Origin of the sequence: Mesorhizobium sp. M0189 (genome assembly GCF_040322135.1) — a bacterium.
GTDB lineage: Bacteria > Pseudomonadota > Alphaproteobacteria > Rhizobiales > Rhizobiaceae > Mesorhizobium.
On sequence record NZ_JAMYSW010000015.1, the window covers coordinates 127,109 to 153,049 of the forward strand.

The 25,941-nt window shown below is 61.7% G+C and carries 23 protein-coding genes; 10 read left to right on the forward strand and 13 right to left on the reverse strand.

All coding sequences use genetic code 11. The features are described 5' to 3' along the window. Positions 1-64: 64 nt before the first annotated feature. The 9 genes from NKJ09_RS24485 to NKJ09_RS24525 all read right to left on the reverse strand — a co-directional run bounded on the left by NKJ09_RS24485 (position 65) and on the right by NKJ09_RS24525 (position 10,540). Entirely contained in the window at positions 65-331 is a 267-nt protein-coding gene (locus NKJ09_RS24485; RefSeq protein ID WP_023718550.1) for an acyl carrier protein, read from the reverse strand. Positions 332-387: 56 nt separating this feature from the next. Next, a complete protein-coding gene (locus NKJ09_RS24490) occupies positions 388-1,944 on the reverse strand; it encodes a class I adenylate-forming enzyme family protein (RefSeq protein ID WP_023718549.1) in 1,557 nt (518 codons plus the stop codon). Further along, the gene (asnB, locus tag NKJ09_RS24495) at positions 1,941-3,962 is read right to left on the reverse strand and encodes an asparagine synthase (glutamine-hydrolyzing) (RefSeq protein WP_352494500.1); all 2,022 of its coding nucleotides are present in this window, start codon (positions 3,960-3,962) and stop codon (positions 1,941-1,943) included. The genes NKJ09_RS24490 and asnB overlap by 4 nt, the downstream gene beginning before the upstream one ends. A 3-nt stretch (positions 3,963-3,965) precedes the next feature. Further along, complete coding sequence (gene nadE / locus NKJ09_RS24500; protein ID WP_031193946.1) at positions 3,966-4,949, reverse strand: NAD(+) synthase; 984 nt, start codon at positions 4,947-4,949, stop codon at positions 3,966-3,968. After that, a complete protein-coding gene (locus tag NKJ09_RS24505; RefSeq protein WP_352494499.1) occupies positions 4,946-7,684 on the reverse strand; it encodes an AMP-binding protein in 2,739 nt (912 codons plus the stop codon). The genes nadE and NKJ09_RS24505 overlap by 4 nt, the downstream gene beginning before the upstream one ends. Positions 7,685-7,951: 267 nt before the next feature. Further along, the gene (locus NKJ09_RS24510) at positions 7,952-8,200 is read right to left on the reverse strand and encodes a hypothetical protein (protein WP_023718545.1); all 249 of its coding nucleotides are present in this window, start codon (positions 8,198-8,200) and stop codon (positions 7,952-7,954) included. 12 nt (positions 8,201-8,212) lie between these two features. Next, positions 8,213-8,644 (reverse strand): hypothetical protein, encoded by a 432-nt coding sequence (locus tag NKJ09_RS24515; RefSeq protein ID WP_352494498.1) that lies wholly within the window; start codon positions 8,642-8,644, stop codon positions 8,213-8,215. A gap of 98 nt (positions 8,645-8,742) precedes the next feature. Further along, positions 8,743-9,642, reverse strand: coding sequence for a proline iminopeptidase-family hydrolase (locus NKJ09_RS24520; protein WP_031193844.1), 900 nt, complete (start codon positions 9,640-9,642; stop codon positions 8,743-8,745). A 172-nt stretch (positions 9,643-9,814) separates the two neighbouring features. Continuing rightward, positions 9,815-10,540 (reverse strand): LuxR family transcriptional regulator, encoded by a 726-nt coding sequence (locus NKJ09_RS24525; RefSeq protein ID WP_352494497.1) that lies wholly within the window; start codon positions 10,538-10,540, stop codon positions 9,815-9,817. A gap of 301 nt (positions 10,541-10,841) precedes the next feature. On the opposite strand from NKJ09_RS24525, the gene NKJ09_RS24530 reads away from it, so the two are divergent. The 10 genes from NKJ09_RS24530 (at position 10,842) to NKJ09_RS24575 (ending at position 21,536) form a co-directional block, all read left to right on the forward strand. Beyond that, complete coding sequence (locus NKJ09_RS24530) at positions 10,842-12,515, forward strand: ABC transporter substrate-binding protein (RefSeq protein WP_352494496.1); 1,674 nt, start codon at positions 10,842-10,844, stop codon at positions 12,513-12,515. Between the two features lie 107 nt (positions 12,516-12,622). Then, positions 12,623-13,651: an ABC transporter permease gene (locus NKJ09_RS24535; protein WP_023718541.1), complete on the forward strand. Its 1,029-nt coding sequence runs from the start codon at positions 12,623-12,625 to the stop codon at positions 13,649-13,651. Further along, a complete protein-coding gene (locus NKJ09_RS24540; RefSeq protein WP_023718540.1) occupies positions 13,651-14,625 on the forward strand; it encodes an ABC transporter permease in 975 nt (324 codons plus the stop codon). The genes NKJ09_RS24535 and NKJ09_RS24540 overlap by 1 nt, the downstream gene beginning before the upstream one ends. Beyond that, positions 14,615-15,637, forward strand: a complete 1,023-nt coding sequence (locus NKJ09_RS24545) for an ABC transporter ATP-binding protein (protein ID WP_352494495.1) — start codon at positions 14,615-14,617, stop codon at positions 15,635-15,637. Before NKJ09_RS24540 ends, NKJ09_RS24545 begins: the two co-directional genes overlap by 11 nt. Beyond that, the gene (locus tag NKJ09_RS24550; protein ID WP_023718538.1) at positions 15,634-16,620 is read left to right on the forward strand and encodes an ABC transporter ATP-binding protein; all 987 of its coding nucleotides are present in this window, start codon (positions 15,634-15,636) and stop codon (positions 16,618-16,620) included. Before NKJ09_RS24545 ends, NKJ09_RS24550 begins: the two co-directional genes overlap by 4 nt. A gap of 345 nt (positions 16,621-16,965) precedes the next feature. Then, positions 16,966-18,174, forward strand: a complete 1,209-nt coding sequence (locus NKJ09_RS24555) for an ABC transporter substrate-binding protein (protein ID WP_352484604.1) — start codon at positions 16,966-16,968, stop codon at positions 18,172-18,174. Between the two features lie 11 nt (positions 18,175-18,185). Next, a complete protein-coding gene (locus tag NKJ09_RS24560; RefSeq protein ID WP_352494494.1) occupies positions 18,186-18,959 on the forward strand; it encodes an ABC transporter ATP-binding protein in 774 nt (257 codons plus the stop codon). Next, positions 18,952-19,662, forward strand: a complete 711-nt coding sequence (locus NKJ09_RS24565) for an ABC transporter ATP-binding protein (RefSeq protein ID WP_352494493.1) — start codon at positions 18,952-18,954, stop codon at positions 19,660-19,662. Before NKJ09_RS24560 ends, NKJ09_RS24565 begins: the two co-directional genes overlap by 8 nt. A gap of 7 nt (positions 19,663-19,669) precedes the next feature. Further along, a complete protein-coding gene (locus NKJ09_RS24570; RefSeq protein WP_031193840.1) occupies positions 19,670-20,557 on the forward strand; it encodes a branched-chain amino acid ABC transporter permease in 888 nt (295 codons plus the stop codon). A gap of 1 nt (position 20,558) precedes the next feature. After that, positions 20,559-21,536, forward strand: a complete 978-nt coding sequence (locus NKJ09_RS24575) for a branched-chain amino acid ABC transporter permease (RefSeq protein WP_352484608.1) — start codon at positions 20,559-20,561, stop codon at positions 21,534-21,536. A 19-nt stretch (positions 21,537-21,555) separates the two neighbouring features. Here the strand turns inward: NKJ09_RS24575 and NKJ09_RS24580 are convergent, their stop codons facing one another. From NKJ09_RS24580 to NKJ09_RS24595, 4 genes are read right to left on the reverse strand one after another with little or no spacing between them, the layout of a single operon-like run. Beyond that, positions 21,556-22,728 (reverse strand): ABC transporter ATP-binding protein, encoded by a 1,173-nt coding sequence (locus tag NKJ09_RS24580; RefSeq protein ID WP_352494492.1) that lies wholly within the window; start codon positions 22,726-22,728, stop codon positions 21,556-21,558. After that, on the reverse strand, positions 22,721-23,863 hold the full coding sequence (locus NKJ09_RS24585) for an extracellular solute-binding protein (protein ID WP_352484610.1): 1,143 nt from the start codon (positions 23,861-23,863) through the stop codon (positions 22,721-22,723). Before NKJ09_RS24585 ends, NKJ09_RS24580 begins: the two co-directional genes overlap by 8 nt. 22 nt (positions 23,864-23,885) lie before the next feature. Beyond that, the gene (locus tag NKJ09_RS24590) at positions 23,886-24,707 is read right to left on the reverse strand and encodes an ABC transporter permease (RefSeq protein WP_023718529.1); all 822 of its coding nucleotides are present in this window, start codon (positions 24,705-24,707) and stop codon (positions 23,886-23,888) included. Then, the gene (locus NKJ09_RS24595; protein ID WP_502899022.1) at positions 24,704-25,597 is read right to left on the reverse strand and encodes an ABC transporter permease; all 894 of its coding nucleotides are present in this window, start codon (positions 25,595-25,597) and stop codon (positions 24,704-24,706) included. The genes NKJ09_RS24590 and NKJ09_RS24595 overlap by 4 nt, the downstream gene beginning before the upstream one ends. Positions 25,598-25,941: the final 344 nt, after the last annotated feature.

Below are 25,941 nucleotides of genomic sequence, written 5' to 3' on the forward strand. Positions count from 1 at the left end.
GACGCGCTGTCGCAACCGGAAACGGTCGGGGACTTGAAACAGAGTTGCGCGAGATGTCGGCAAATCAGTTTCTCTTGCGCATGACATATTGCGCAATTCCCTCGATGGAATCGAGATTCTCGGGCAGCAGCTCGCTGTCTTCGACCGTGATGCCGAAGGTCTCCTCGATGAAGCCGATAACCTCGAGCACCCCCGTCGAGTCCACGATGCCTTGGTCGAGAAGCGAGGTGTCGCTCTCCAGGCTCTCTGGATCGGCTATATAGAAATTCGACGCCAGGAAAGCGCGAATTTGATCGCTGCAGGTATCGGTTCTATCCTTGGTAGACAACATTGATTTCGCCTCCGGTACAAAAAATGAATGCTGATCAACTTCGCCCTGATACCGACTCATGACAGGGCGGTTTTTTTGAGTTTGCCCGTGTCGGTCATCGGCAGACTGGGTACGATGACGATCGACTTTGGAACCATGAAGTTTTCCAGTCGTCTCTGGCACTCTTTCTGCAACTGCTTTTCACCGATCATGCTTCCTTGCTCCATCACGACAAATGCCTTCACTGCTTGTCCAAGCAACTCGTCCGGAACGCCGATGACCGCGGCTTCCCGTACGCCCGCAATCTCCATCAACACGTTTTCCACCTCCTTCGGCGCTATCTTCTCGCCCCGCGATTTTATGATCTCGTCGCCGCGACCGACAAAGTAGAGGTAGCCCTCGGCGTCCATCCGGCAGTAATCGCCGGTGTACAGGACCTGCTCGCCCGGCAGCGGTCCGGGCTTGAGCTTCCTGGCCGTCGCCTCCGGCTTGCCCCAGTAACCCTTCATCACCGTCGCTCCGCGGATGACGAGCTGGCCAACGACACCGTGGCCGACCCGCCTGTCATGCTCGTCGACAATCCACATTTCCGTATTGGGGATGGCGATCCCGACGCTCAACGGCTTTCGCTCGAGATCCTCCGGCGGCAGGTAGGTACAGCGCTTGCATTCGGTAAGGCCGTACATCGAATAGATACGGGCACGAGAAAATAGCTCCTGAAGCAGGAGAATGTGCTTGAGCGGCAGAGCGGCCGCAGTGTTCGTGACATAGCGAATACTCGAAAAATCCTGATCCCTGAGAGACTTGAGCTCCCCGAGTGCGGCGAAGATGGTCGGTACGCCGGGAAAGCCCGTCACCCTTTCTTGCTTGATCAGCCCAAGGATCTGCGCGGGGAAGGCGAACGAGCGTTCAAGCACCAGCCGGGCGCCCGCGCCGAATGCCATGATCATCTGGTACAGGCCGTAGTCGAAGGCGAGCGGCAGGACGTTGAGGATCACCTCGTCTTCAGCAAGCGCCAGGTATGAGGAAATCGAGGCGCACGCGGCAACCATGTTTCGGTGCGTCAGCATCACGCCCTTGGGCTCGCCCGTCGAGCCGGACGTATAAATGATTGCAGCAAGATCGATATCGATGCAGCGGCGCGCGGGCGGCGTGCTGCGGGCTGCCGCGACCGCAGTTTCCCAGCGCACAGCATGCGGCAGTTCTTGCAGGTCGTCGCGTTCGATCGGCCCGGAGACGATCATGCAGCGCAACGATGGGCAATTCCGCGCCGGCTCCCTGAAAATCGAATGCAGGTGGTTGTCGGTGATCAGTGCCGTCGGGCGGCAATCGTTGAGCAGATAACCAAGCTTGTCGCTTTTGGTGAGTGGATTGACGATGCACACCACGGCGTTGGCCTTGAGCACGGCCCAGAAAGCGACGACGGCCTCGACAGTGTTGTCGGCGAAGATCACCACCCGATCGCCGCGCGCGATTCCGGCCTGGCTCAAATGATGCGCTATGGCGTTCGAGCGCATATCGAGATCGCCGTAGGTGACACGTTGATTACCGCACACCAGGGCCACCTTCCCGCCGAGCCGGCTGGCAGAGTGGATGAGATAGTCGTGCAGGAGCGGTACGGCGCCATGCATCATGCGAGCACCTCTGCGCGATGCTCGCGGTCGATATCGACGCTGAGCTTGAGCGTGCGAGCTCCACTTGGTCGGCTCGCGATAAATTGCTCATGAAGAAGCTGCGTCGACAGCACCCCGACCAGCGCCATATTGTCGGAGTTGGACAGGTCGGCGCCGCCGGCGCTGGCCTGGCACTTGCTCAGGAGACGGGCAACCGACTTAGGATCGAAGACGTTTGCCTCGCGCAGCGCCGCCTCCGAAAGTGCTTCGCGAATATAGGCCGGAGCGCCATCGGCGACGAAGCAAAGCGCGTTGGGGGCCCGGTAGGGCTGCTTCTTGCGAGTGACGATTTCCGACGGCACAATCGGTTGCGCCACACGCTTCAGAACATGCTTTTCATCGAGCACGCGCAGCTTGTAGGCGGCCGGAAGCGAATTCGCGAGCCTCACGAGTTCATGATCGAGGAATGGGAAGCGCCCCTCGACGGAATGGGCCAAGAGCATCCTGTCCCCTTGCGATGAAAGCAGGTATCCCGACATCAGCGTCTGGATCTCGATATGCTGGTCCTGCGCAAGGGAGTCCCATCGCGAAAACTCCGCCGGCAGGCGGGCAAGCAGCTCGGACACGGCGTTGCGGCGCTCCGTTTGGGCGCGCATGTCTGCCGAAAACAGCCGCTTGATGGCGCTCGTGGTACGCCAGCGCGTGCCATGCGCAAAACCAGGTGCGTCATGGGCGTGGATGTCGCGCCCGAAGAACTGGCGTGCCATCGCCTGCTGTTGCACCGGCGAGCGGCTGAGATAGGGATAGAGGCGCTCCAGCAGCCGGGAGCGTCGCGTCGAGGCGGGCTGGCGTCCCCAGAAACGGCGGACCTTGCCCTCGCGGAACAGATCGTAGCCGGCGAACATTTCGTCGGCCCCTTCGCCGGTCAGCACGACCTTGATGCCATGCTGACGCACCAGTCTCGATAGCAGGAACAGCGGCGCCGGCGCGGTCCTGAGGATTGGCCGCTCGGTGTGGTAGATCACCTCAGGGAAGATGCCAGCGATATCGCTGCGCGAAACAACCACCTCATGGTGCTCGCTTCCCGCCACGCCGGCAACCAGACGCTGGAAATGAGTCTCGTCATACTCGGCGTCGGCAAAACGCAGGGAGAAAGTCTGGAAGCGCCCGCCGGCGAAGCGTCTCCCAAGCGCGGCGACCAGCGAGCTGTCGAGCCCGCCGGACAAATAGCAGCCGACCGGCACGTCGGCGCGTACTATCCTGAGCGCCGTAGCGGCTTCCAGGGCGCCGCGCACTTCCTCCACCGCGTCATCAAGTGAACCGGCGAATTCGTCATCGCCGGGTCCGTCAACCTCTGGATAGCTTGGCTTCCAAAAAGCCCGCTCGCGAACGATGCCACTGTCATAAATGCGAATGTGCCCTGGAGTGAGTTCGCTTACTCCTCCAAACACGCCTTGTGGCGGCACGACAGTCCAGAGCGTGAAAGTCTGATCGATGCCGGCTGGATCGAAGGCGCGGGGTATATCCGCATCGGCCGCGAAAATGGCCTTCACCTCGCTGGCGAAGTAAAGCCGTCCGCCGTGCTCGCAAAAATGCAGCGGACAGATGCCGAACCGATCCCGCGACAAGACGAGTCGACCCGCCACGGAGTCCCATATGGCGACTGCCCATTGCCCATTCATCCGCTCGAAGGCGGCCTCGCCCCAGGCATGATAGGCATGGACGATGACTTCCGTGTCGCTGCGTGTGCGGAAGCGATAACCGAGCGCGACCAGGTCTTGTCGCAGCTCGATGTAATTGAAGATTTCGCCGTTAAAGACGATCCACATTGTGTCGCCCGCGCCAGCGAGTGGCTGCTGGCCACTGGCGAGATCGATGACGGACAGACGGGCATGCGCCAATCCCGCACGTTTGTCCCGGTAAAGACCGCGCTCGTCCGGGCCGCGATGCGCCAGTGTGCCTACCATGCGCATCAGCGCATCACGGGAAGGGGGCGCCGCGGCGGCGCTCAGCGACACAATTCCGGCGATGCCGCACATCGCCTAGCCCTCGCCCATTGAAGAGGACACCAACGGCCGCGCGTGAAGATAGCGTGCGGCGCGCCGTTTGCTGTCGATATCCTTGAAAACTTTCTGAACCTGCACCACGGTGAGACCGGTGGCCTCGGCGACGTCTTCGCTAGCGATCCCGTGGTTTAACCCGTAGAGGCACAAATCCATCAGATAATAAGGCAGTGCGAAGTAGAACTCCTCCTGGCTCTGCGCCATCGAGAAGGTGTCCGTGGTGGGCGGTCTGCGCCGGACCTCTTCCTCCACCCCAAGATATTCGGCCAACTGGTAGACCTGGGTCTTGTAGAGGTGAACGATTGGCATCAGGTCGGCGATTCCGTCGCCCTGCTTGACGAAGAAGCCCTGGTCGTATTCCAGGCGGTTCGGCGTGCCCGCTACCGCGTAGTTGAGGCGGTCGGCATGATAGTACTCGGTCATCTTGCGCAGGCGCTGCTTGTAATTGGTTGCGGCGACGATCTGCAGATAGGCTGCCGACGGCAGACGCACCGTGTCGGTCCTGCCCTCAGGGTCCTGAACCGTGAGGCGCGTGATGTTGAGACCATTGCTCTCGAGAACTGAGGCCAGCACCAGCTTGCATTTCCAGCCGTCCCCATAGTCGGGAACGACAGTCTGGATTGCCTCGGTCTGCCGACAATAGGCGCCGATCGCTTCGAGGGCCGGTGTTATGTCCTCCAGGATCGCATCGATGCCAAGCTGTGCGGCGACAGTGCGGCCAAGCCTTAGCGAGTCACCGGAGGAGTGGCGCTCCGGCATGAATATTCCGAGGACCTTGTCTTTCCCAAAGGCGCGAACACACAACGCCGCGACGACGGAGCTGTCGATGCCGCCTGAGAGGCCGACAACCGCGCCTCGACGTCGCAGCGTGCCAAGGACCTGCTGGCGCAGGATCTGGACGATGCGATCGACCTCCGCAGCAGCGTCGAGCACAAGCGCGTCCTTGCTGAATGTTGAGATCAGGTCGATAGCTTGTACTCCAGTTTGCGAGACTCGGTTGGCGAATAGGTTTGCGCCACCGCTTTCTCGATAAGCGGGCGGTTGGTGGCGAGGTGAGGTTCTACGACCAGATCGATGTGGCTGCCGACGATCGGAATCACGTCCAGATGTCCGAAAGCGCGATCCCAGCCGATGGCCAGAGGCATTCCGGGTCGAGCACAGCGGAACAGGGTGCCTGTGATCGGCAGCGCCGGCTTTGGCTCGGCCACCCACTGGAAGAAGGCTCGCGCGCGCAAAACCTCTTGCAGTTCCAGTTTGGTTCTAAAACTCGTCGCGTTGAACTGTCCCTGAGCGAAACGATCGAGAAACCGGACCAGTTGCGCCTCGCGCCGCATTGCCACGGCGACTTTCGCGAGGGCCCGGCAAGCCATCCGATAAGCGGATACGCGGTTGGTTCGGATTCGATTGAATGTGCGCGTAAACGTCTCCCAGCGAGCGCTTCGCTCGCCGACGAGACTGGTGTCGAGAATGCCAAGGAACCTTACGGTCCGCCCCGCGGCCAGCAGCCGCGCCGCAACTTCGAAAGCGACAGCACCGCCGAGCGAATGACCGAGAAGTCGTATATGACCCGCGGGTTGAGCGCGGCGGATCTGCTCGACGGCGGCATCGGCCATGTCGGAGAGGCTGTTTTGCCCGCGCAGGATCATGGTCAGGGCTGGGTACCTGATCGGGGCAACGCGGGTGATCTTGCCCATCGCTGCTGCAAAGGCAGCAAGGCTCGGGCCGTAGCCGACGGATCCCGGGAACAGAAAAAGAATTGGAGGATCATGCTTCTGGGCGCGCGCGCTTTGGTCGCCTGCCTGTGCAGACGCGACCGCCTTGACCATCTCGTCCAGGCTCATTCCAACGGTGAACGCCTCAAGGCCGAGTTCCTGCCCGATGGCGCTTTCGATTTCCATGACGCAGTGCAGCAGCTTCAGCGAGTCTCCTCCGGCGTCATCCCAGCGTCCCGCCGCTACGCGCGTATTGAGGATGCTGGTCCACGCCCGCTGGACGATCTGCTGCGCCGTCAGCTTGCCTCGCGGCTCGAGCGGACGCGCCGTCGCTGCCGTCCCTCTGGCTGAAAGATCCATCTCTGCAAGTGTCGAGATGTCCACCTTGCCGCTTGGCAGACGCGGGATCTCGGCGATCGTGTGTAACCGCAAGGGACGCAGCGGCGGTGGCAGATTGGTCCTCACAAGCTGGCGAAGCTCGTCCGAAAAGCTCGCTTCGGCCGAGCGCCGAGGAACGGCAAAGGCGACAAGCTCATTGGCCGCAGTCACGATTGCCACGGCATCCGCAACAGCAGGCGCGCAACGCAGCACCCGTTCGAGTTCGGCTGGCTCGACGCGTCGACCGTTGATCTTTACCTGCCGTCCCTTGCGACCGACGATGTGCAGTAAGCCTTGATTATCAAGTCGGACGAGGTCACCTGTCGCGAAAATCCGAAGGCCTGGATCGTCCGGGTCTGATGTCGCCGGCATAACCGCCCCATCCTCCCAATGGCCAAGCAAGACATACGGGCTCCTGATCAGAAGCTCTCCGCTGCGGCCCGATTGAACGCAGCGGCCCGCTTCGTCGACAATTGCGAAGGTGATTCCAGGCAGCAGCCAACCAACTGGAACCGAATCTCCATGCTCCGGCCAGTCTCGCGGCAAGAACCATTGTGAGCCGGTGGTCTCGGTTGACGAGTAACCGATCTGGATGAGGCACGTATCGGAGACGGCCTTGCGCAGCAGTGCGATGTCGGTCCAGGGCACCTTCTCGCCACCGATCCGGGCGACTCTAAGCGAATGGAACGCTTCAGCAGGTCCGTCGGCCATGAGCGCGCGAAGCAGCGCCGGCACCAGATAGGTGATTGTCACGCCTTCGGATCGCACTAGGCGCTGAACGGCGCGCAAGCCGACCGCTTCGACTTCGACCAGATGCAAAGTGGCCCCGGTGAGAAGGGCTGCAAGAATCTCCCGGTACCCGGCGATTGTGGCGGGTCCGGTCAATGGCAGGAAAACATCATCCGAGTTGATGTGGCATGCATCGACATATTGCTGGACCCGGCACAGCAAGCTGCGCTGGCTGTTAACGATGCCTTTGGGGCGGCCTGTGCTCCCTGACGTATAAAGCACGATGGCGGGCGCATCGACCGAGACGGGGTAAGGCTGAGGCACTTGTACCGATTGCGAGGCCGCACTGGTGGGCACATCGATCCAACTGACTTGGTGAGGCAAACCGGCGGGTCGGACATTGCCCTCGCCCAGGATGGCCGAGAGCCGCGCCCCCGCCACGATTTCCAGGATCCGCGAGCTGGGATCTCGCGCGTTGAGTGGCACCGAAAGTCGCCCAGCCGTCATGCTTGCCAGGATGGCGATGGGATACCAGGCCGAGTTGGCCTGAAGAATCCCTATCGCCTGTCCGTCTGGGACGGCGGCAGCGATCTGGTAGGACAGCGTCTCAACTGACCGGAGAAGCTGGGAATAAGTCAGACGATTGGCGCCGTCGCTGATTGCGAGCTTGTCGGGGTACTGGCGGACCATATTTCTCAGGTGATCGAATACGGCAACGTTGGTAAAATCGGTGCCCAATCCTTGAAATGGGCGCAGTACCGGACCACCCTGATCCAGTGCGTATTGTGGAACACTTGACCATTTATTGGAGGTCGTTGTCTGACAATCCACCGCTAGATCCTGATCCGCGACTTCTGATCCCAAATATGCCGAAGACATGAGTTGCCCACGCTAAGATTAGGATCACTTATCGCCTCCCGCCCCAATCTTTTCATCGATCATTCTGATGATGCCCCGATCTTCGCCCAAGGACGCTTGGTTAGTCACTTCGCCTGTTTCGCAAGCCGCCGGCAGAGCCAATCATGCCGGGCTCGCGTGGTGCGCTTGACGCAGCGAGCACTGGCGTTCGTGCCAAGTTGGCAACGCCTGTTACACATCTGCCAAGGTGGGATCGAAGACGGAATCGCCGCTATTCAGGCACATTGCCTATTCTGTGGTTCTCCCGGGCGATACCGGCAATGGTTCAGTATCGGAGTAGCTGCCGGCGACAAAACAATATGCATAGATCTGTCCCCGATTTTCGTCAGTCACGCGGATCCAGTCTTTTTCCCACTTTCGGAAGGTAATATGTCCATCGGTCACCATGGCCGCAGCCTTGAACGGACTCGGCGCGTTGACGACGCGCACCGAGATCACATCGTCGCCGTCCATACGCTCGACGAGATACGTCTGCATGAAAGCCTCCCGCTAAACCACCCGCACTTTAACGCCGGCTAATAGATTCGGTTGCAACGTGCTTGGCGAAACTTGGGGTGGACACGTTCCATACCTGCAGGCACCTTCGCACTCGGCGTCGGCCGCGATGGTCTCGCCTGTCGGCAACGGTTCGCGCGCCCTGAGCGTCGAGACCAAAAGAAGCTCAAGACAGCTCAGCGGGCTGAGATATCGGCCGGATGGCTGAGCGCGCAGCCTGCGCGCCGCCCAGACCGGCACCATCGCCGCGCCGATTTCGGACGTCACCAATCCCTTTTTCGCCGAGTTCGTACGCGGACTGGAGACGCAGCCCACCAGCGCGCCGAGCGCTATAATATTCTGCTGTTCAGCACCGAGGAGAAACACGGCACGCGAAGCGCGCGAGATCGACCGGGTGCTGGAGCGCCGCATCGACGGCATCGTCATGGCACCGGCGGCGGCAACGAGGAGTTGCTCGCCGACCTCGCCGAGAGCGGACTGTCACTCGTCTTCGGCCACCGCAGGCTGAAGGGCGTGCTGGAACGTCAGTCGTATTTGGCCAGGAAGCGCCCGACGGCGGCGAGGCAGTCGTGCTTTTCCTCGACATGCGGCATGTGGCTGGAATTCGGGAAGACCAAACCTTCGACGTGCGGGATAAGATCCAGAAAGGGCTGGACGCAGGCCTCGGTCGCTTCGTCGTAGAAGCCGCGGAAAACCAGGGTCGGCGCCTCGATCTGATGCAGGCGGTCGACGATGGTCCAGTTCCGCATCGTGCCGATGACGTGGAACTCATTGGGACCATTCATGGTGTGATAGACGGTCGGATCTTCCTCGATTGCCGCAAATGTCCGGGCGACCTCTGGCGGCATCGGAACGACGCGACAGACATGGCGGTCGTAGAAAGCCTTCGTCGCCGCAACATATTCCGGATGATCGGTGGTTCCTGCCGCTTCGTGCCGGTCGAGCGCGCTTTGCACATCGGCTGGCAGCCCGGCGCGCAATTGCCGGGCTCCTTTCACCCACAGCACCATCGAGGCCAGCGAATTGGCCAGGATCAATGCCTTGAGCCCCTCCGGGCGGCGCACCGCGTGCTCGGCCGAAAGTATGCCGCCCCAGGATTGGCCCAGCAGGGCGTAGCGGCTGGCAATGCCGAGATGGGCGAGCAGCGCATCGAGTTCGCCCAGGAAGAAATCGACGGTCCAGAAGTCACCGCCCTTATCCGGCAGATGGGTCGATTTGCCATTGCCGATCTGGTCGTAGTGGATGACGGCTCGTCCGGTTTCGGCAAGCTCCTTGAATGAATCCACATAGTCGTGCGTGCAGCCCGGTCCACCATGAGCGACGATCAGGGGCAGCTTGCCCGAGGTGAGGTTTCCGGTCACTCGGTACCAGGTGCGATAGCCCTGGTATTGGCTAAATCCTTCGGTGATCGCATGCGCCGTCACAATCAAAGCTCCGCATCATGGCGCGGCAGGAGCCGAAGTGTGGACCCTCCCAAGCCTTGTTTTGCGGCCGACGGTACTAAGCGGCCCGGCGCATTTACAGCTAGCACTATTTATAGGTTTGCCGGTTATGAGTTTGCCCGAGGCAAGGCCGATCGCCCGCAGGTCGAGAGCCTCAATGCTCCGGTTCAAGCAGCCGGTAATGGGCGGCGAGCGCGATGGCATGGAAGCGGTTGCGCGCGCCAAGCTTTCGCGTCGCCGCGTTGAGGTGCAGCGTTGCGGTAGGCACCGCGCGGCCAATCTCACGCGCGACCTGCTTGGCCGTCAGTCCGGCAGCGGCCAGGCGCAGGCACTGGCGTTCGCGCGACGTCAGATGGACATGTTGGCAGGTGCGGATTCCAGCATCGAAACCGGCATAGACGGAATCATGCAGCAGATGACCCAGATCGCCGATCTCGGCGATGAAGGGTCTGGCTTCGGCCTCGAACCCGGCCTCCGGATCGGCACGGATAGCGGTGAAGGTGGCGAGATCGCCGCCGGCAAGGCGAATGGGTACGGTGACGCCGCAGGTCATCCTCGTGTCAAGCAGATAGCTGACCACAGGATCGTGCTTGGACTGAAGCACACGCTGCATGACGTTGCTCTGAACGCCGTTGTGCGACCAGAGAAACGGTCTCGATACCGCGAGCGCGGCCTCCTGCACCGGGTCGAGCTGATAATATCCGCCCTTGCACCAGAGATCCTGCATGTCGCGCGGCACGTTGCGCAGAGCCATCAGCGAGGGCGTGATAAGCTCGCCCTTGTGGCTGACCGGCACCGGCGTATAGTCGTAGATGAATGCGGTGAAACCGATGGGCTCCAGCGCCTCCGTCGCCATCGCCATGGCAGCGTCGATGCTCATTCCAGTTCGGAACCGGCTCTCTAGATCGCCTGGAAGGCTTTGCATCCGGCAAGCTTACCCGCTGATGATTGCTTGTCAAATAGCCATGTCGGGCGACTGCTCAACAAATAGGCGGGAATAAGCCTGTCCGACCCTATCTATCTTAATAGCTATCCCGTCCGGCTTCGCTCGCCGTAGTCTTTTGCGATTGGGCGAAGTAGCGAACGCCGTTCGCAAACCCAGGACTGTTTTCAGCCGCGCGGCGGTCGATCGACCGGATTCAGCGCGGCAAAAGCCGACACGCCTCCATGAGGGAACAAATATGCGACCCCAAAAAGCATTTGCAGCGTTGATACCCGGGCTGGCTCTGCTCGGCGTGACGATGATGTCGCCGGCAAGCGGTGCCTTGGCCGCCGAGGGCAAGCCAGGCGGCACGCTCCGATTGCTGGCCAATGCCGCGGCAGGCACCGCCGATCCGCACATCAATTACACGCTGCAGTATTTCCAGATCAATTATGTCCTCTACGATGGCCTGGTGACCTACAGGAAGGCCAGAGACAAGACCGGCTTCGAGGTCGTCGCGGACCTGGCGGAAAGCCTCCCGCAGGTCGAGAACGGCGGCAAGACCTATGTCTTCAAGCTGCGCAAGGGCATCAAGTTCGCCGATGGCTCGGACGTCACGACCAAAGACGTGGTCGCTTCGTTCCAGCGCATCTTCAAGATCAGCGGGCCGACGGCCGGGACCTTCTACAAAGGCATCATCGGCGCGGATGCATGCTTGAAGGCGCCCGCGACATGCTCCCTCGAAGGTGGCCTGTCTGTCGACGATGCGGCCGGAACCATTACCTTCAACTTGGTCCAGCCGGATGCCGAGTTCCTGCAGAAGCTTGCCGTTCCACACGCGTCGATCCTGCCGGCGAGCGCGCCGCTCAAGGACGCCGGCACCGATCCGATTCCGGGCACCGGACCCTATATGATCGCCAGTTACGACCCCAACAAGCTGATGAAGATTGTGCGCAACCCTCACTTCAAGGAATGGAGCAAGGAAGCGCAGCCGGCCGGATATCCGGACGAGATCGACTATGAATTCGGCCTTACCGACGAGGCGGCGGTGACGGCGGTCGAGAATGGCCAGGCGGACTGGATGTTCGATCCGCCGCCGTCCGACCGTCTCGCCGAACTCGGCACCAAATATGCCAAGCAGGTCACGGTTCACCCGCTGACGGCGATGTGGTACGCGCCGATGAACACCAATCTGGCGCCGTTCAACGACATCCGCGTTCGCCAGGCGGTGAACTTCGCCATCGACCGCGCCGCGATCGTCAAGCTTTTCGGCGGCAGCAATCTGGCGCAGCCGGCCTGTCAGATCCTGCCGCCGGGCTTCCCGTCATTCGCAGCCTATTGCCCGTTCACCGCCAATCCGGGTGAGAAGTGGTCCGCGCCGGATATGGATAAGGCCAAGCAATTGGTTGCTGAATCGGGAACCGCAGGTCAGGAGGTGACGATCATCACCGAGGACACCACTGTCTCCAAGGCGATCGGCGTCTATCTGCAGGACGTGCTCAACCAGCTTGGCTACAAGACGTCGGTCAAGCCGATTTCGCAGAACATCCAGTTCACCTACATCCAGAACACCAACAACAAGGTGCAGATTTCGATCTCGCAATGGTTCCAGGATTACCCGGCGCCATCGAATTTCCTGCAGGTCTTGTTCAGCTGTGCCTCGTTTACGCCAGGTTCCGACGCCTCGGTCAATATTTCGGGGTTCTGCGACAAGTCGATCGACGCATCGATGGACGAGGCAGAGGCAGCCACCATCGCCGATCCGGCCAAGGGCGCGACACTCTGGACCGCCATTGACAAGGCGGTGACGGACAAGGCGCCGGTCGCCGTCCTGTTCACGCCGAAGCGGGTCGATGTCATCTCGTCCAGGCTGAAGAACTTCACCTTCAGCCCACAATTCTACTGGATCGTCAGCCAGTCTTGGGTGGAATAACCTCCCGGAGCCAATGCGACGGAGCGCCGCCGGCTCTCCGTCGCATTTCCTTTTCCGGCGGATCAGCGCATCTTTCAGGCCGAGATTTTTCCTAGGCAATCCTGTTCATGGTCAATGTCATTGCGGATCAGCCCGCCATCTCGGTTCGCCGGGCCACCGATGGCCCGTGGCGCACGGCATGGCGCAAGCTGAAAGGCGATCGTTCGGCAATATCGGCATTCGCCGTGCTCGTCGTCGTCGTGATCGCCTCGCTCGCGGCGCCGCTTTATGCGCGGTACGTCTCCGGCACCGATCCATTTGTGACCAATCTCAATGGCGAGGTCGTCGTCGATGGGGTGACCCAGCCGGTGCTGCAGCCCTCCACAGAAGGCCTTGGCCTCGGCATGACGCCGATCGGGCCGACGTGGCGCATCGGTCCCTACCTGCTCGGAGCCGACAACCAGGGCCGCGACGTCGCGGCGCGGCTGCTTTACGGCGGACGGGATTCGCTGTTGATCTCGGGTGCTGCAGCCGCGCTGTGTCTCGTCCTCGCGACGTTTCTGGGGGTCGTCTCCGGGTTCTTCGGTGGCATCGTCGACATCGGCCTGTCGCGCATTCTCGACGTGCTCTGGGCCTTCCCGATTTTCCTGCTGGCGATCTCGCTGTCGATCGTGCTGATTGCGCAGAGTATCCAGATCGGTCCATTCGAAATCCGCTCCGGCAGCCTGTGGCTACCGGTCTTCATCATCGGCATCGTCTATGTGCCCTATGTGGCGCGGCCGATCCGTGGCCATGTCCTGACCTTGATGCATGCCGAATTCGTGACCGCTGCGATCGGCCTGGGCGCGTCGCCCTGGCGCATCCTTTTGCGCGACATCATGCCCAATGTGGTGACCCGGATCATCGTTTTCGTGCCGTTGATCCTGGCGCTCAACATGATGACGGAATCCTCGCTGTCGTTCCTGTCGATCGGCGTGCAGCCGCCGGATGCCAGCTGGGGCACCATCATCCAGGACGGCCAGGGCCTGCTCTATTCGCGGCCGGTCGTTGCACTGGCGCCGGGGCTGGCCATCGTCATCACGGTCCTGGCCCTCAACATTCTGGGCGACAGCGTACGCGACGCGCTCGATCCGAAATCCTCGCCGAGGGGCGTCTAGTGGTTGCCGCGCTCGGCTTCCGGCTTGGCCAGATGGTGCTGGTCATGTTCGGCATAAGTGTCGTTGCTTTCCTGATTTTCTTTGCGACGCCGGGCGCCGATCCGTCGGCGCGCATTGCCGGCCGCAATGCTTCGCAAGAGACGTTGATCCAGGTGCGCCACGATTTCGGTCTCGACCGGCCATTGCCTGTGCAATATGGGCTGATGATGAACCGGCTTTTTGTCAGCCGTGATCTCACCTCCTTCGTCAATCGCGGGCAGCGCGTCATCCCGACCGTGATAAGCGCCATTCCGGTGACGCTGTCGCTGGTCGGCGGCGCGGCAGTGCTGTGGGTGCTGGGTGGACTGATTGTCGGGGTGATCGCAGGCGCAACGCGCGGTACATTCGTTGATCGCGCGCTGATGATCCTGAGCCTGGTCGGCGTGTCGATCCCGGTCTTCTGGCTGGGCGAGGTCGCCAACCTGCTGACACAAAGCCGCTGGCACGACAGCTGGCTGTTTTCCTGGGTTCCTCCGCTCGGCTACATCCCCCTGACCGAGAATCCCTGGGGCTGGTTCAAGGCGCTCGTCATTCCGTGGTTCACGCTGGCAACCCTCTATGTCGGCCTCTATGGACGGGTGCTGCGCGCAAGCCTGATCGAGATGATGCAGGAGGATTTCATCCGCACCGCCCGGGCCAAGGGGATCGGCGAGCGCCGGGTGTTGCTGCATCATGGCCTCAGGACCTCGCTGGTCGCGTTCGTTACCATGTTCGGCCTCGATTTTGGTGCCCTGGTCGGCGGCGGCGCACTGTTGACCGAAGTGGTCTTCGGATTGCAGGGTGTCGGGAAACTGACCTATGAGGCACTGCAGACCCTCGATCTGCCGATGATCCTGGCCACGGTGATCTACGCCGCCTTCTTCGTGGTGATGGCAAACTTCATCGTCGACGTCGTCTTCGTCATCATCGACCCGAGGGCACGCAATGTCGGCTGATGCTCCTCTTCTGGTGGTCAAGGACCTCACCGTCTCCTTCCGCAGCGACGAGGGCCTGGTGCGGGCGGTGGGAGGCGTCTCGTTTGCCGTCGAGCAGCGCGAGATCATCGGGGTGGTCGGCGAATCCGGTTCGGGCAAAAGCCAGACCTTGCTCGCCATCATGGGGCTGATCGACAGCCCCAACGCTATCGTCTCCGGTTCCATCCGTTTCATGGGACAGGAGCTGATCGGGCTCAGCCGGCGTGCGCTCGATGCCATTCGCGGCCGCCAGATCGCGATGATCTTCCAGGATCCGATGTCGGCGCTCACTCCTGTGCATACGATCGGCAACCAGATCGGCGAGCAGGTGCGCGCGCATGAAAAAGTGTCGGCGAAAGCCGCGCGGGCGCGGGCCGTGCAATTGCTGGATGCGGTCGGCATCGCAAATCCGGATCGGGTCGTCGACAGCTACCCGCACCAGCTTTCCGGCGGCATGCGCCAGCGCGCGGTGATTGCCATGGCACTCTCCTGCAACCCGGCGCTGCTCGTCGCGGATGAACCGACCACAGCCCTCGATGTTACCGTGCAGGCGCAGATCCTCGAGCTGATCGGACGATTGCGCGACCAGTTCGGCTCGGCGGTGATCCTGGTCACGCATGATCTTGGCGTCGTTGCCGAAGTCGCGGACCGGGTGCTGGTGATGTATGGCGGACGCTTTGTCGAGGAGGGCGGCAAGAGCAGCGTGTTCCGGGCGCCGCTGCATCCCTACACATGGGGCTTGTTCGGCTCGATCCCGCCGATGGAGGGACCACGTCCGGCCCGGCTTGCCGCTATCCCGGGGATTCCGCCCTCGCTCTCCAACCTGCCGAAAGGCTGCGCCTTCGGCCCCCGGTGTGCCTTTCGCCACGACGCCTGTCTGGTCCAGCTGCCGATCATGCAAGGCGAGAGCCATCGCGCCGCCTGCGTGTTGCCGGAGTCCACGCGCAGACAATTCGCTGTCCAGAAGGCTGGCGGCGTGGAGATGCAACGATGAATGCCGTGCCGCGCCCGCTGCTTCGCGCCGGCGATCTGTCGAAACGTTATAGCGTCGGCCGCTCGATCTTCCCGGCACAGCGCCGGACCGTACATGCGGTCGATAAGGTGTCTCTCGACATCTGGCCCGGGGAAACGCTCGGCATCGTCGGTGAGTCCGGTTGCGGCAAATCCACGCTTGGCCGGTGTCTGGTGCGTCTGACCGAAATCAGCTCGGGGTCGCTGGAATTCGAGGGCCGCGACATCAGCGATGCCTCCCAGCGCCAGCTTCGTCCGTTGCGGCGGCAGATGCAGATGGTCTTTCAGGATCCCAGCGCTTCGCTCAATCCGCGCCGGCGGGTCGGCGATCTGCTGGCCGATCCATTCCGTATCCATGAACGCCTCTCGGCATCGGAAATGGCGGATCGCGTGGCCGACCTTCTGCGCCGGGTCGACTTGTCGCCCCAGCACGCATCGCGCTATCCGCACGAATTCTCCGGCGGCCAGCGCCAGCGTATCGGCATCGCCCGTGCGCTGGCGCTGCGGCCACGGCTTATCGTGGCCGATGAGCCGGTCTCGGCGCTCGACGTGTCGATCCAGGCGCAGATCGTCAATCTGCTCGCCGATCTGCGCGAGGAGTTCAACCTGACCTATGTGTTCATCGCTCACGACCTTTCCGTGGTGCGTCAGATCTCGAGCCGTGTGGCGGTAATGTATCTGGGATCGATCGTGGAGAGTGGGCCGACCGACGAGGTCTTTGCGGCGCCCAGACACCATTACACCGCGGCGCTGCGTTCCGCCGTTCCGATACCCAGCATCGACCGGGCGCGGCGCGGGCGGTTGGTACTCAAGGGCGACCTGCCCGGCCCGATGAACCCACCTTCGGGATGCCGGTTCCACACCCGCTGCCCAGCCGCCACCTCCCTCTGCCGCAGCGAGCGTCCGCTTCTTCAAAGCATCGGCGATGGCCGCCTGGTTGCATGCCATCATCCAGCCGGCGGTTGAGAACACACGTTTCTCGTTCAGCTGCATCATCTGATCACGACCGCTCGGGCCGGGATTTCATCACGGCACGTCGGCTTCAGAGAGATCAGACGCCATCTGGACCCTGCACGATCCGGCCCTATGTTGCGCTTCGACGTCCGCGGCATGGGCACCGCGAGCCTAATACTAAAGTAACTGTTCTCGCGTTGCCGCGCGATGCTACGATTTGAGGGACGGGCATAGGCGGCCGTACAGCGCTGCGATTTTCCGCCGGAGAGGACGGAATATGGGAGGCCACTCTTCGTGCCGCAGCAGGCAGCCGCCGACATGTTGCTCGGTTGTCGACCATAAGGGAGGAAGTCACCAATGAAGATATCGTACCTGGCCTCGGCCGCGCTTCTTGCAGCGACTGCGATGCCTGCCGCAGCCGCCGAGATTTCTGACGGCAAGGTCAAGATCGGCATTCTCAACGACCAGTCGGGCGTCTATGCCGATTTCGGCGGCAAGTGGTCGGTCGAGGCCGCCAAGATGGCGGTCGAGGATTTCGGCGGCAAGGCACAAGGCGCGCCGATCGAGATCGTCAGCGCCGACCACCAGAACAAGCCGGACATCGCCTCCAACATTGCGCGGCAGTGGTATGATACCGAACAGGTCGATTCCATCATGGAACTGACCACCTCCTCGGTGGCGCTGGCCGTCCAGGGGATTTCCAAGGAAAAGAAGAAAATCGACATCGTCACCGGCGCCGCAACCACCGAGCTGACCGGCAAACAATGCTCGCCCTATGGCTTCCACTGGGCCTATGACACGCATTCGCAGGCGGTAGGAACCGGTGGCGCTCTTGTCCAGCAAGGCGGCGACAGCTGGTTCTTCGTCACCGTCGATTATGCATTCGGCTATTCGCTCAAGGAGCAGACCGCCAAGTTCGTCGAGAGCCATGGCGGCAAGGTGGTTGGCGAGGTGCGCTATCCGCTCGGCTCGACCGATTATTCATCCTTCCTGCTGCAGGCGCAATCGTCGGGCGCCAAGGTCGTCGGGCTGGCGAACGCCGGCCTCGACACCTCCAACTCGATCAAGCAGGCGGCCGAGTTCGGTATCGTGCAGGGCGGTCAGCGGCTTGCAGCGCTTCTGTTCACGCTGGCCGAGGTGCATGGGCTCGGCCTCGAGGCAGCGCAAGGCGTGGTGCTGACCGAAGGCTTCTACTGGGATCGCGATGACAAGAGCCGCGAGTTCGCCCAGCAGTTTTTCAAGCGCACCAACCGCATGCCGAACATGATCCAGGTCGCCACCTACTCGGCAGTGACGCAGTATCTGAAGGCGATCGACAAGGCCGGCACCGACGCGACTGAAGCCGTCGCCAAGGAATTGCATTCGATGCCGGTGAACGACGTCTTTACGGCGAACGGCAAAGTGCAGTCCGACGGCAACATGGTCCACGATATGTATCTTTATCAGGTCAAGTCGCCGAGCGAGAGCACCAAGGAATGGGACTATTACAAACCCCTTGCCACGATCCCCGGTAACGAGGCGTTCCTGAGCCCCAAGGAAAGCGGCTGTCCTACGGCCAGCGAGTGATTGGCGGGCCGATGGCGCCGCCCGAACCGAATGGGCCGCGGGTGGTGCTTTCCGCCCGGGGCCTGCGGCGCGACTTCGCCGGTTTCGTCGCGGTCAGGAATGTCGATCTCGACCTCTACCATGGCAACATCCACGCGCTGATCGGGCCCAACGGCGCCGGCAAGACCACCGTCTTCAACCTGCTTACCAAGTTCCTGCCGCCGACGAGCGGCAGGATCGAACTGCTCGGCCACGACATCACCCGCACGTCGCCGGCCAAGGTCGCGCGGATGGGCCTGGTGCGCTCGTTCCAGATATCGGCGGTGTTTCCGCATCTCAGCGTGCTCGACAATGTGCGCGTTGCATTGCAGCGGCCGGGCGGGCTCAGCGTTCAGTTCTGGCGCTCGCTGGCAGCGCTCGATCGATTGACGCCGCGCGCCGAGGAGCTTTTGCGGTCTGTCGGCCTCGACGATGCCAAGAACAGGCCCGCCGCCGATCTCTCCTATGGCAGGAAACGCGTGCTCGAGATCGCCACGACGCTGGCCCTCGATCCGAAAGTGCTGCTGCTCGACGAGCCGATGGCCGGCATGGGGCATGAGGATGTGCGCACGGTTTCAGATATCATCCGCTCGGTCGCCAGGGATCGCGCCGTGCTGATGGTCGAGCACAATCTGACTGTTGTAGCCGATCTTTGCGACTGGATAACCGTCATGCAGCGCGGCGAAATCCTTGCCGCCGGCGACTATGCCACGGTCAGTCGCGACGAACGGGTGAGGATCGCCTATATGGGCACCGCCGATGAGTGACGCCGCGCCTCTTCTTGCAGTCCGCGGCCTCAACGCCTGGTATGGCGAAAGCCACGCGCTTCACGGCGTCGATCTGGAGGTCTTTCCAGGTGAAACGGTGACATTGCTGGGCCGCAACGGCGTCGGCAAGACCACGACATTGCGCGCCATCATCGGGCTGATCCGCCAGCGGACCGGCCAGATCGCTTTCGACGGCAAGGATCTGATGCGCCTGCCACTGCACCGGACGGCGCATCAAGGCCTTGGCCTGGTGCCGGAGGAACGCGGTATCTTCGCGACGCTGACGGTGGACGAGAATCTGGTCCTGCCGCCGATCGTAGCCGAGGGCGGCATGAGCGTGGAGGAAATATTCGATCTCTTCCCCAATCTGAAGGAGCGCCGCAACAGCCCCGGCACCAGGCTGTCGGGCGGCGAACAGCAGATGCTGGCGATCGCGCGCATGCTGCGGACCGGCGTGAAAATGCTGCTTCTCGATGAACCGACCGAGGGACTGGCTCCCGTTATCGTGCAGCGCATCGGCGATCTGCTGGCGACGATGAAAAAGCGCGGCATGACAATCCTGCTGGTCGAGCAGAATTTCCGCTTTGCCAGCCGTGTCACCGATCGTTTCTATCTGATGGAGCACGGCAAGGTAGTGTCGGGCTTTCCGGTCGGCGAACTGCCTGATCGCATGACGCTGCTGCATGAAGTGCTGGGTGTATGATGGCGCCATGACGATGATCTTCGGAATACCCGTTCAGGCATTCCTCGGCCAATTGCTGGTCGGCCTCATCAACGGCTCTTTCTACGCCATGTTGAGCCTCGGCCTGGCTGTCATATTCGGCCTGTTGCGCGTCATCAATTTCGCTCACGGCGCGCTTTATATGCTCGGCGCCTTCATCGGCTATCTGCTGCTCACCCGGTTCGGCATCGGCTATTGGCCGGCTCTGATCCTGTCGCCGCTGATCGTCGGCGGCTTCGGTGTCGTGGTCGAGCGCCTGGCGCTGTCGCGGCTTTACGATATCGACCCGCTTTACGGTCTACTTTTCACCTTTGGCCTCGCGCTCGTGCTCGAAGGCGTGTTCCGGTACTACTATGGGGTATCGGGAAGTCCTTATTCCGTGCCGCCGCTGCTGTCCGGCGGCACCAATCTCGGCTTCATGTTCCTGCCAAATTACCGCGGCTGGGTGGTGGTCGCCTCGATGATCGTCTGTTTCGGCACCTGGGTGCTGATCGAGAAGACCAAGCTGGGCTCCTATCTGCGCGCGGCAACGGAGAACCCCCGCCTGGTCCAGGCTTTCGGCGTCAACGTGCCGTTGCTGCTGACCCTTACCTACGGCCTCGGCTGCGCTCTTGCCGGTCTCGCCGGCGTTCTCGCCGCGCCGATCTATCAGGTAAGCCCGCTGATGGGATCTGACCTCATCATCGTCGTGTTCGCCGTTGTCGTGGTCGGCGGCATGGGATCGATCCTCGGGGCGATCGTTACCGGTTACATGCTTGGGCTCGCCGAAGGCCTGACCAAGGTTTTCTATCCCGAAGCCTCCAATCTGGTGGTCTTCGTCATCATGGCGATCGTGCTTCTGGTCCGGCCCGCCGGTCTTTTCGGAAGGGACGTCTGAGATGGCCGAACTCTCACTTCGCGGGACGCGCGCCAAAAGTTCGGTATGGCTTGAATGGACGCTGGTGGGGCTCGGCATCCTAGCGCTGCTGGTGGCGCCTTTCTTCGTCTATCCGATCTTCCTGATGAAAATGCTGTGCTTTGCGCTGTTTGCCTGCGCGTTCAACCTTCTGCTCGGCTACACCGGGTTGTTGTCCTTCGGCCATGCGACGTTCTTCGGCGGGGCAGCCTACTTCAGCGCATATGCGGTCAAGGTCTGGGGCTGGCCGCCGGAAGCGGGCATCCTGCTCGGCGTCCTGGGTGCCGCGCTGCTTGGCCTTGTGATGGGCTTCTTTGCCATCCGCCGGCAAGGCATCTATTTCGCCATGATCACGCTGGCGCTGTCGCAGATGTTCTTCTTCTTCTGCGTGCAGGCGCCGTTCACCGGAGGTGAGGACGGCATCCAGGGCGTGCCGCGCGGCAGGCTGTTTGGAATGCTCGACCTGAACGTCTCGATGAACATCTACTATTTCGTTCTGGCGGTCTTCCTGATCGGCGTGTTCGCCATCTGGCGCATCATCAACTCGCCTTTCGGCATGATCCTGCGTTCCATCCGCGAAAACGAGAGCCGGGCAATTTCGCTTGGCTATTCCGTCGCCAACTACAAGCTGGCGGCTTTCGTCATGTCGGCAACATTGGCCGGGCTGGCGGGCGCGCTCAAGGCGATCGTTTTTCAGTTTGCCACGCTCACCGACGTCACCTGGCAGATGTCGGGCGAGGTGATCCTGATGACGCTCCTCGGCGGCATCGGCACCATGGTCGGGCCGATCATCGGCGCCAGTCTGGTCGTCGGCCTGGAAAACACGCTCGCTACCTCGAATTTTCCGGTGACCATCGCCACCGGCCTGACCTTCATGGTCTGCGTGCTGGTTTTCCGGCGCGGTATTGTCGGTGAGGTCTATGCGCGGTTTCTCGGGCCAAGGGGTGACGCGAAAGACTGAACGGCTCAGCGCCTCGTCGCTACGCGATACGTACGCCTTGCGCGTCGAGAAGCACGCAACCCAGCGGGTCGAAGCAGACATCGACCGTTTCGCCTTCACGCAGCGGCTGGCCGTCGATCAGCGTGTTGGCGCGCAACGGCGTGCCAGCGCCGATGTCGATCTCGTAGACCGCATTGCCGCCGAGATAGGAGGTCGAGACTATTCGTCCCGACAGCCTGTTGGCAGCAACGGCGGTGCCGACGGTAAGCTTCTGCGGGCGAACGACGACGGTGATCGCGCTGCCGGCCGTGAGCGCCTTCGGTGCGGCCGCCTTTACGACATGGCCGCTGGCCAGCGCGATCGTTGCCATGTTGCCGTCCATCGCCGTCACGCTGCCGGGCAGCATGTTGGCCTTACCCAGGAAATTGGCGACGAATGCGGTGGCCGGCTGGTCGTAGACCTGCGCCGGGGAACCGATCTGCTCGATCAGGCCGGCGTTCATCACGACGATGCGGTCGGACATCGACAAGGCTTCTTCCTGGTCGTGCGTCACAAAGATGGCGGTGATGCCCGTCTCCCGCTGGATTTTCTTGATCTCGACGCGCATGTCCTCGCGCATATTGGCGTCGAGCGCCGACAAGGGCTCGTCTAGCAGCAGCACTTCCGGTTCGAAGACGATGGCGCGGGCCAGTGCGATGCGTTGCTGCTGGCCGCCCGAGAGCTGTGACGGCAGCTTTGTCTCACTGCCGGGCAGCCGCACCATATCCAGCGCCTTCTTGACCCGGCGCACGATTTCCGGTTTCGGCACGTTCCGGTATTTCAGCCCGAATGCGACGTTGTCGAAGACGTTCTTGTGTGGAAAGAGCGCGTAGTTCTGGAACACCAGGCCGATGTTGCGCTTGTAGATCGGGATGTCGTCGACGCGCTTTCCGCCGATCGAGATCTGCCCGCTGGTGATATCCACCAGGCCGGCGATCGATCGCAGGATCGTGGTCTTGCCGCATCCGGACGGCCCCAGCAAGGTGACGAAACTGCCCTTGCGGATCGCCAGTGAAAAATCGCGCACGGCGGCGAACTTGCCGTAGAAAATATCGATGTCGCGAAACTCGACCGCAGGCTTTCCTGTCGGCTGGCTTTCGCCCCGAGCGAGCGGGTCGCGATCAGCCCCGGCCGATGCCGGCCGGGGCTGATCGTGGCTGTTATCGTCATGCACCTTTCGACACCCTGTCCCATTGCTTGGTCCAGGCGTCTTCGTTCTTCGCCCAGTAGAGCGGATCGGCGAAGGTCAGCGACTTCATCGATCCGGTCGGGTCGAAGGCCGGAAGCGCTGCGATCTTGTCGGTCAGCTTCACCTTGGTCGGATCAAGCGAGGGTGGATAATTCTGGCCTTCGGCGACAGCGATCGACGTGGCCGGATCCAGCATGAAGTTGATCAGTTCCTCGCATTCGGCCATCGGCGATCCCTTGAGCACCAGCATGTCCTCCATCCATGCGTATGAGCCGGCGGGGTCGAGATAGCCGATCGGCTGGCCCTGCTGCTGCAGGGCGGCGACGCGTCCGGACCAGGCATCGGTAACGACGATTTCGTTGCGCGACAGGAGGTCCATCAGTTCCGCGCCGGAACTCCAGAACTTCTTGGCCAGGTCGCGGGTCTCGCGAACCTTGGCCCAGACCGCATCCATGTCCTGGATGTTGTTGGGGTCCTGTTTCGTCTGCAGCGCCGCATACCAGACGCGCGTCGTCATATCGGCGTAGCCGCCGACCTTGCCGGCATATTTCTTGTCGGTAAGCAGGTTGGCGCCCTTTTCCTTGGCTTCCTCCGGCGAGATGACCTTGTTGTTGTAGGCGATGCCGGTGGTGCCGTAATCATATGGCACTGCCGACAGCTTCGGCGTGATCTTGCGGAACGGCTCGATCATGGCGGTCAGCACATTCGCCATGTTCGGAATGTTCGCCTCGTTGATCTCCGAGTTGAAGCCGCCATTGACGTATTTGATGTAGTAGTTGACGCCGGAAGAATGGACGATCTGGAAGTCGCCCGGCTTCGACGTCTTGATCTTGGTGATGATCTCGTTCTCGTCGCCAAAGGTGCCCTGGACGACCTTGACCTTGGACTTGGCGGTGTAGGGCTGGAACGCGTACTTATCGATCGCCTCCTGCACCACGCCGCCCCATCCGTCGAAGCGCACTTCCGAAACCGCGGCCAGCGCGCGTCCCATCCAGGGCATGGAAAGCCCGGTGGCGGCGGCAGCGGCGGCCGTCAGCGTCAGGAATGATCGCCGGCTGATGTCGCCATTGGCATAGCGTTCGTTGAGCCGTTCCAGTCGTTTGGTGGTTGTCAGTTTCATTTTCATTCTCCCATTTTCATTTTCACTTGCCTGCCTTGAACCAGGTGAGGCTTTGCAGGATGAGCCCACCAGCCAAGGGAATGCCGACCGTCAAAAGGATCATGACAGTGCCCAGCGCGTTCACCTCGGGGCTGATCGAGATCTTCAGCATCGAGAGGATTTGCGTCGGCATGGTCTCGACGCCCGCCGGTCGCCAGAACAGGCTGGCCGAGGTGTTGTCGAACGAGATGGTGAAGGCGAGCAGCACGCTGGCAAGCACTGCGGGAATGAGCAGCGGCAGCGTGATCTCGCGGAATGTCGACACACGCGGCGCCCCGAGCGACAGTGCCGCCTCCTCATAGGAACGTTTAATGCCGACCATGCGCGCCTGAACGATCAGCACCACGTAGGGGAGCGTGAGCAGAATGTGGCCGAGCACCAGAAGCGTCATGCTGCGCGGCTGGTCGACGGCTTTGATCATGACCAGCAGGCCGACGCCCAGTATCGTCTCGGGGACCAGCGCGGGAAGAATGACAAGCGTGTTGATCGCCTGCTTGCCACGGAACTCGAAGCGCACCAGCGCCAATGCCGCCATGATGCCGAGCAGCGTCGTCACCGTTGCCGTCACCAGGGCAATCCACATCGATGTCCGGAAGGCATCGAGGACCGGCCCGTTGGTGAGCAGCTTCTCGTACCAGCGCAGGCTGAAGCCGGTGAGGGGAAAGCCGCCAAACATCGAGGCGTTGAAGGAAAGCACGACCGTGGCGAGGATCGGGGCGAACATGAAGACATAGACGCACACCGTGATCGCGCCGGTTAGCCGCCACGCCCATCTGCCTTCGCGATCGGGATGCTCCGCTCTCATGCACTGAGACCCTTCATGATCTGCGACAGGCCCATATAGCGGCTGTAGGCGGCCGCGGCCGCACCGAGCAGAACGAACAGGACGATGGAAAGCGTGGCGCCCATCGGCCAGTTGAGCTGCCCCATGATGGTGTCGTAGATCAGGTTGCCGAACAGCGCGTCGCGGCTTCCCCCGAGCAATTGCGGCGTCACATAGGAGCCGGCCGCCAGCACGAAGCAGAGCAACAGTCCGGCGCCCAGCCCCGGAATCGACAGCGGCAGGGTCACTTCGCGGAACGCCTGTGCGCTGGTGCAGCCCATCGAGCGGGCGGCGGCGATCAAGGTGCGGTCGATGCCCTCCAGGCTGACATAGACGTTCAGGATCATGTAGGGCAGCAGAAAATGCAGCAGCCCCATGATGACGGCGCCCTCGGTGTAGAGCATCGGCAACGGCTCGTTGATGACCCCCAGCCGGATGAGCACGACGTTGATCAGCCCCTGTTCGCCGAGAATATGGATCCACGAGAATGTCCGGATGGTGAAGCTGATCCAGAACGGCACGATGAGCAGCAACAGCAGCAGCCATTTGTGCTTGAAAGTCGTGGCCCAGATGAAATAGGCGGGGAAATAGCCAAGGATCGCGCAGATCACAGCGGTGATGGCGCCGACGCGAACGGTCTTCCAAAGAAAGCCGTGATAGTAGCTGTCGGTGAGGAATTCCTTCCAGTTGTCGAAGGTCAGCACCGCCGACTCCACCCCAGCGGTAACGAAGGTGAAAAACGTGTAGACAGTCATCATCGCGATCGGCAGCAGCAGAAGCAGGGTAAGCAGCAAAAGCACGGGCGCGACGAGGACCCAGGCCAGTCGCTGATCATATAATTTCCACCCTTTGGTCACGACCCGTCCAACCACTTCATGTCCAAGCCGCCATCACCGGGCTCGGCTCCGGACTAGATTGGGCGATCGGCGTTCAGGTGTCCACTCTGCATATGGCTCCTGCACAAATTCTGTGCAGGGCCACCGCGCGACCGTCGCCCTGCTGGATTTAACAAATTGCTCGGGTTCGCCTGCGCATTGATTAAATCAGATATCCCGATATACAGGATAATTTCGGATATAGATTTGGCATGGGCCCGGGCATTTCATGAGTCGCAATTTTCTGGTGATTGAACCTGAGGAAGGCATTGCCGTGCTCAAGGGGCTTGCCTCCTCGGCGCGTATCTCGATGCTGAAACTGCTGCATGAGAAGGGGCCGA

Bases quoted from the DNA above. Each gene is read 5' to 3' on its own strand.
- NKJ09_RS24505 (WP_352494499.1), bottom strand. From the start codon at position 7,684: ATGTCTTCGGCATATTTGGGATCAGAAGTCGCGGATCAGGATCTAGCG.
- NKJ09_RS24550 (WP_023718538.1), top strand. From the start codon at position 15,634: ATGAATGCCGTGCCGCGCCCGCTGCTTCGCGCCGGCGATCTGTCGAAA.
- NKJ09_RS24570 (WP_031193840.1), top strand. From the start codon at position 19,670: ATGACGATGATCTTCGGAATACCCGTTCAGGCATTCCTCGGCCAATTG.
- NKJ09_RS24560 (WP_352494494.1), top strand. From the start codon at position 18,186: ATGGCGCCGCCCGAACCGAATGGGCCGCGGGTGGTGCTTTCCGCCCGG.
- NKJ09_RS24530 (WP_352494496.1), top strand. From the start codon at position 10,842: ATGCGACCCCAAAAAGCATTTGCAGCGTTGATACCCGGGCTGGCTCTG.
- NKJ09_RS24515 (WP_352494498.1), bottom strand. From the start codon at position 8,644: ATGACGATGCCGTCGATGCGGCGCTCCAGCACCCGGTCGATCTCGCGC.
- NKJ09_RS24535 (WP_023718541.1), top strand. From the start codon at position 12,623: ATGGTCAATGTCATTGCGGATCAGCCCGCCATCTCGGTTCGCCGGGCC.
- NKJ09_RS24545 (WP_352494495.1), top strand. From the start codon at position 14,615: ATGTCGGCTGATGCTCCTCTTCTGGTGGTCAAGGACCTCACCGTCTCC.
- asnB (WP_352494500.1), bottom strand. From the start codon at position 3,962: ATGTGCGGCATCGCCGGAATTGTGTCGCTGAGCGCCGCCGCGGCGCCC.
- NKJ09_RS24490 (WP_023718549.1), bottom strand. From the start codon at position 1,944: ATGATGCATGGCGCCGTACCGCTCCTGCACGACTATCTCATCCACTCT.
- NKJ09_RS24485 (WP_023718550.1), bottom strand. From the start codon at position 331: ATGTTGTCTACCAAGGATAGAACCGATACCTGCAGCGATCAAATTCGC.
- NKJ09_RS24555 (WP_352484604.1), top strand. From the start codon at position 16,966: ATGAAGATATCGTACCTGGCCTCGGCCGCGCTTCTTGCAGCGACTGCG.
- NKJ09_RS24575 (WP_352484608.1), top strand. From the start codon at position 20,559: ATGGCCGAACTCTCACTTCGCGGGACGCGCGCCAAAAGTTCGGTATGG.
- NKJ09_RS24590 (WP_023718529.1), bottom strand. From the start codon at position 24,707: ATGAGAGCGGAGCATCCCGATCGCGAAGGCAGATGGGCGTGGCGGCTA.
- NKJ09_RS24510 (WP_023718545.1), bottom strand. From the start codon at position 8,200: ATGCAGACGTATCTCGTCGAGCGTATGGACGGCGACGATGTGATCTCG.
- NKJ09_RS24525 (WP_352494497.1), bottom strand. From the start codon at position 10,540: ATGAGCATCGACGCTGCCATGGCGATGGCGACGGAGGCGCTGGAGCCC.
- NKJ09_RS24585 (WP_352484610.1), bottom strand. From the start codon at position 23,863: ATGAAACTGACAACCACCAAACGACTGGAACGGCTCAACGAACGCTAT.
- NKJ09_RS24565 (WP_352494493.1), top strand. From the start codon at position 18,952: ATGAGTGACGCCGCGCCTCTTCTTGCAGTCCGCGGCCTCAACGCCTGG.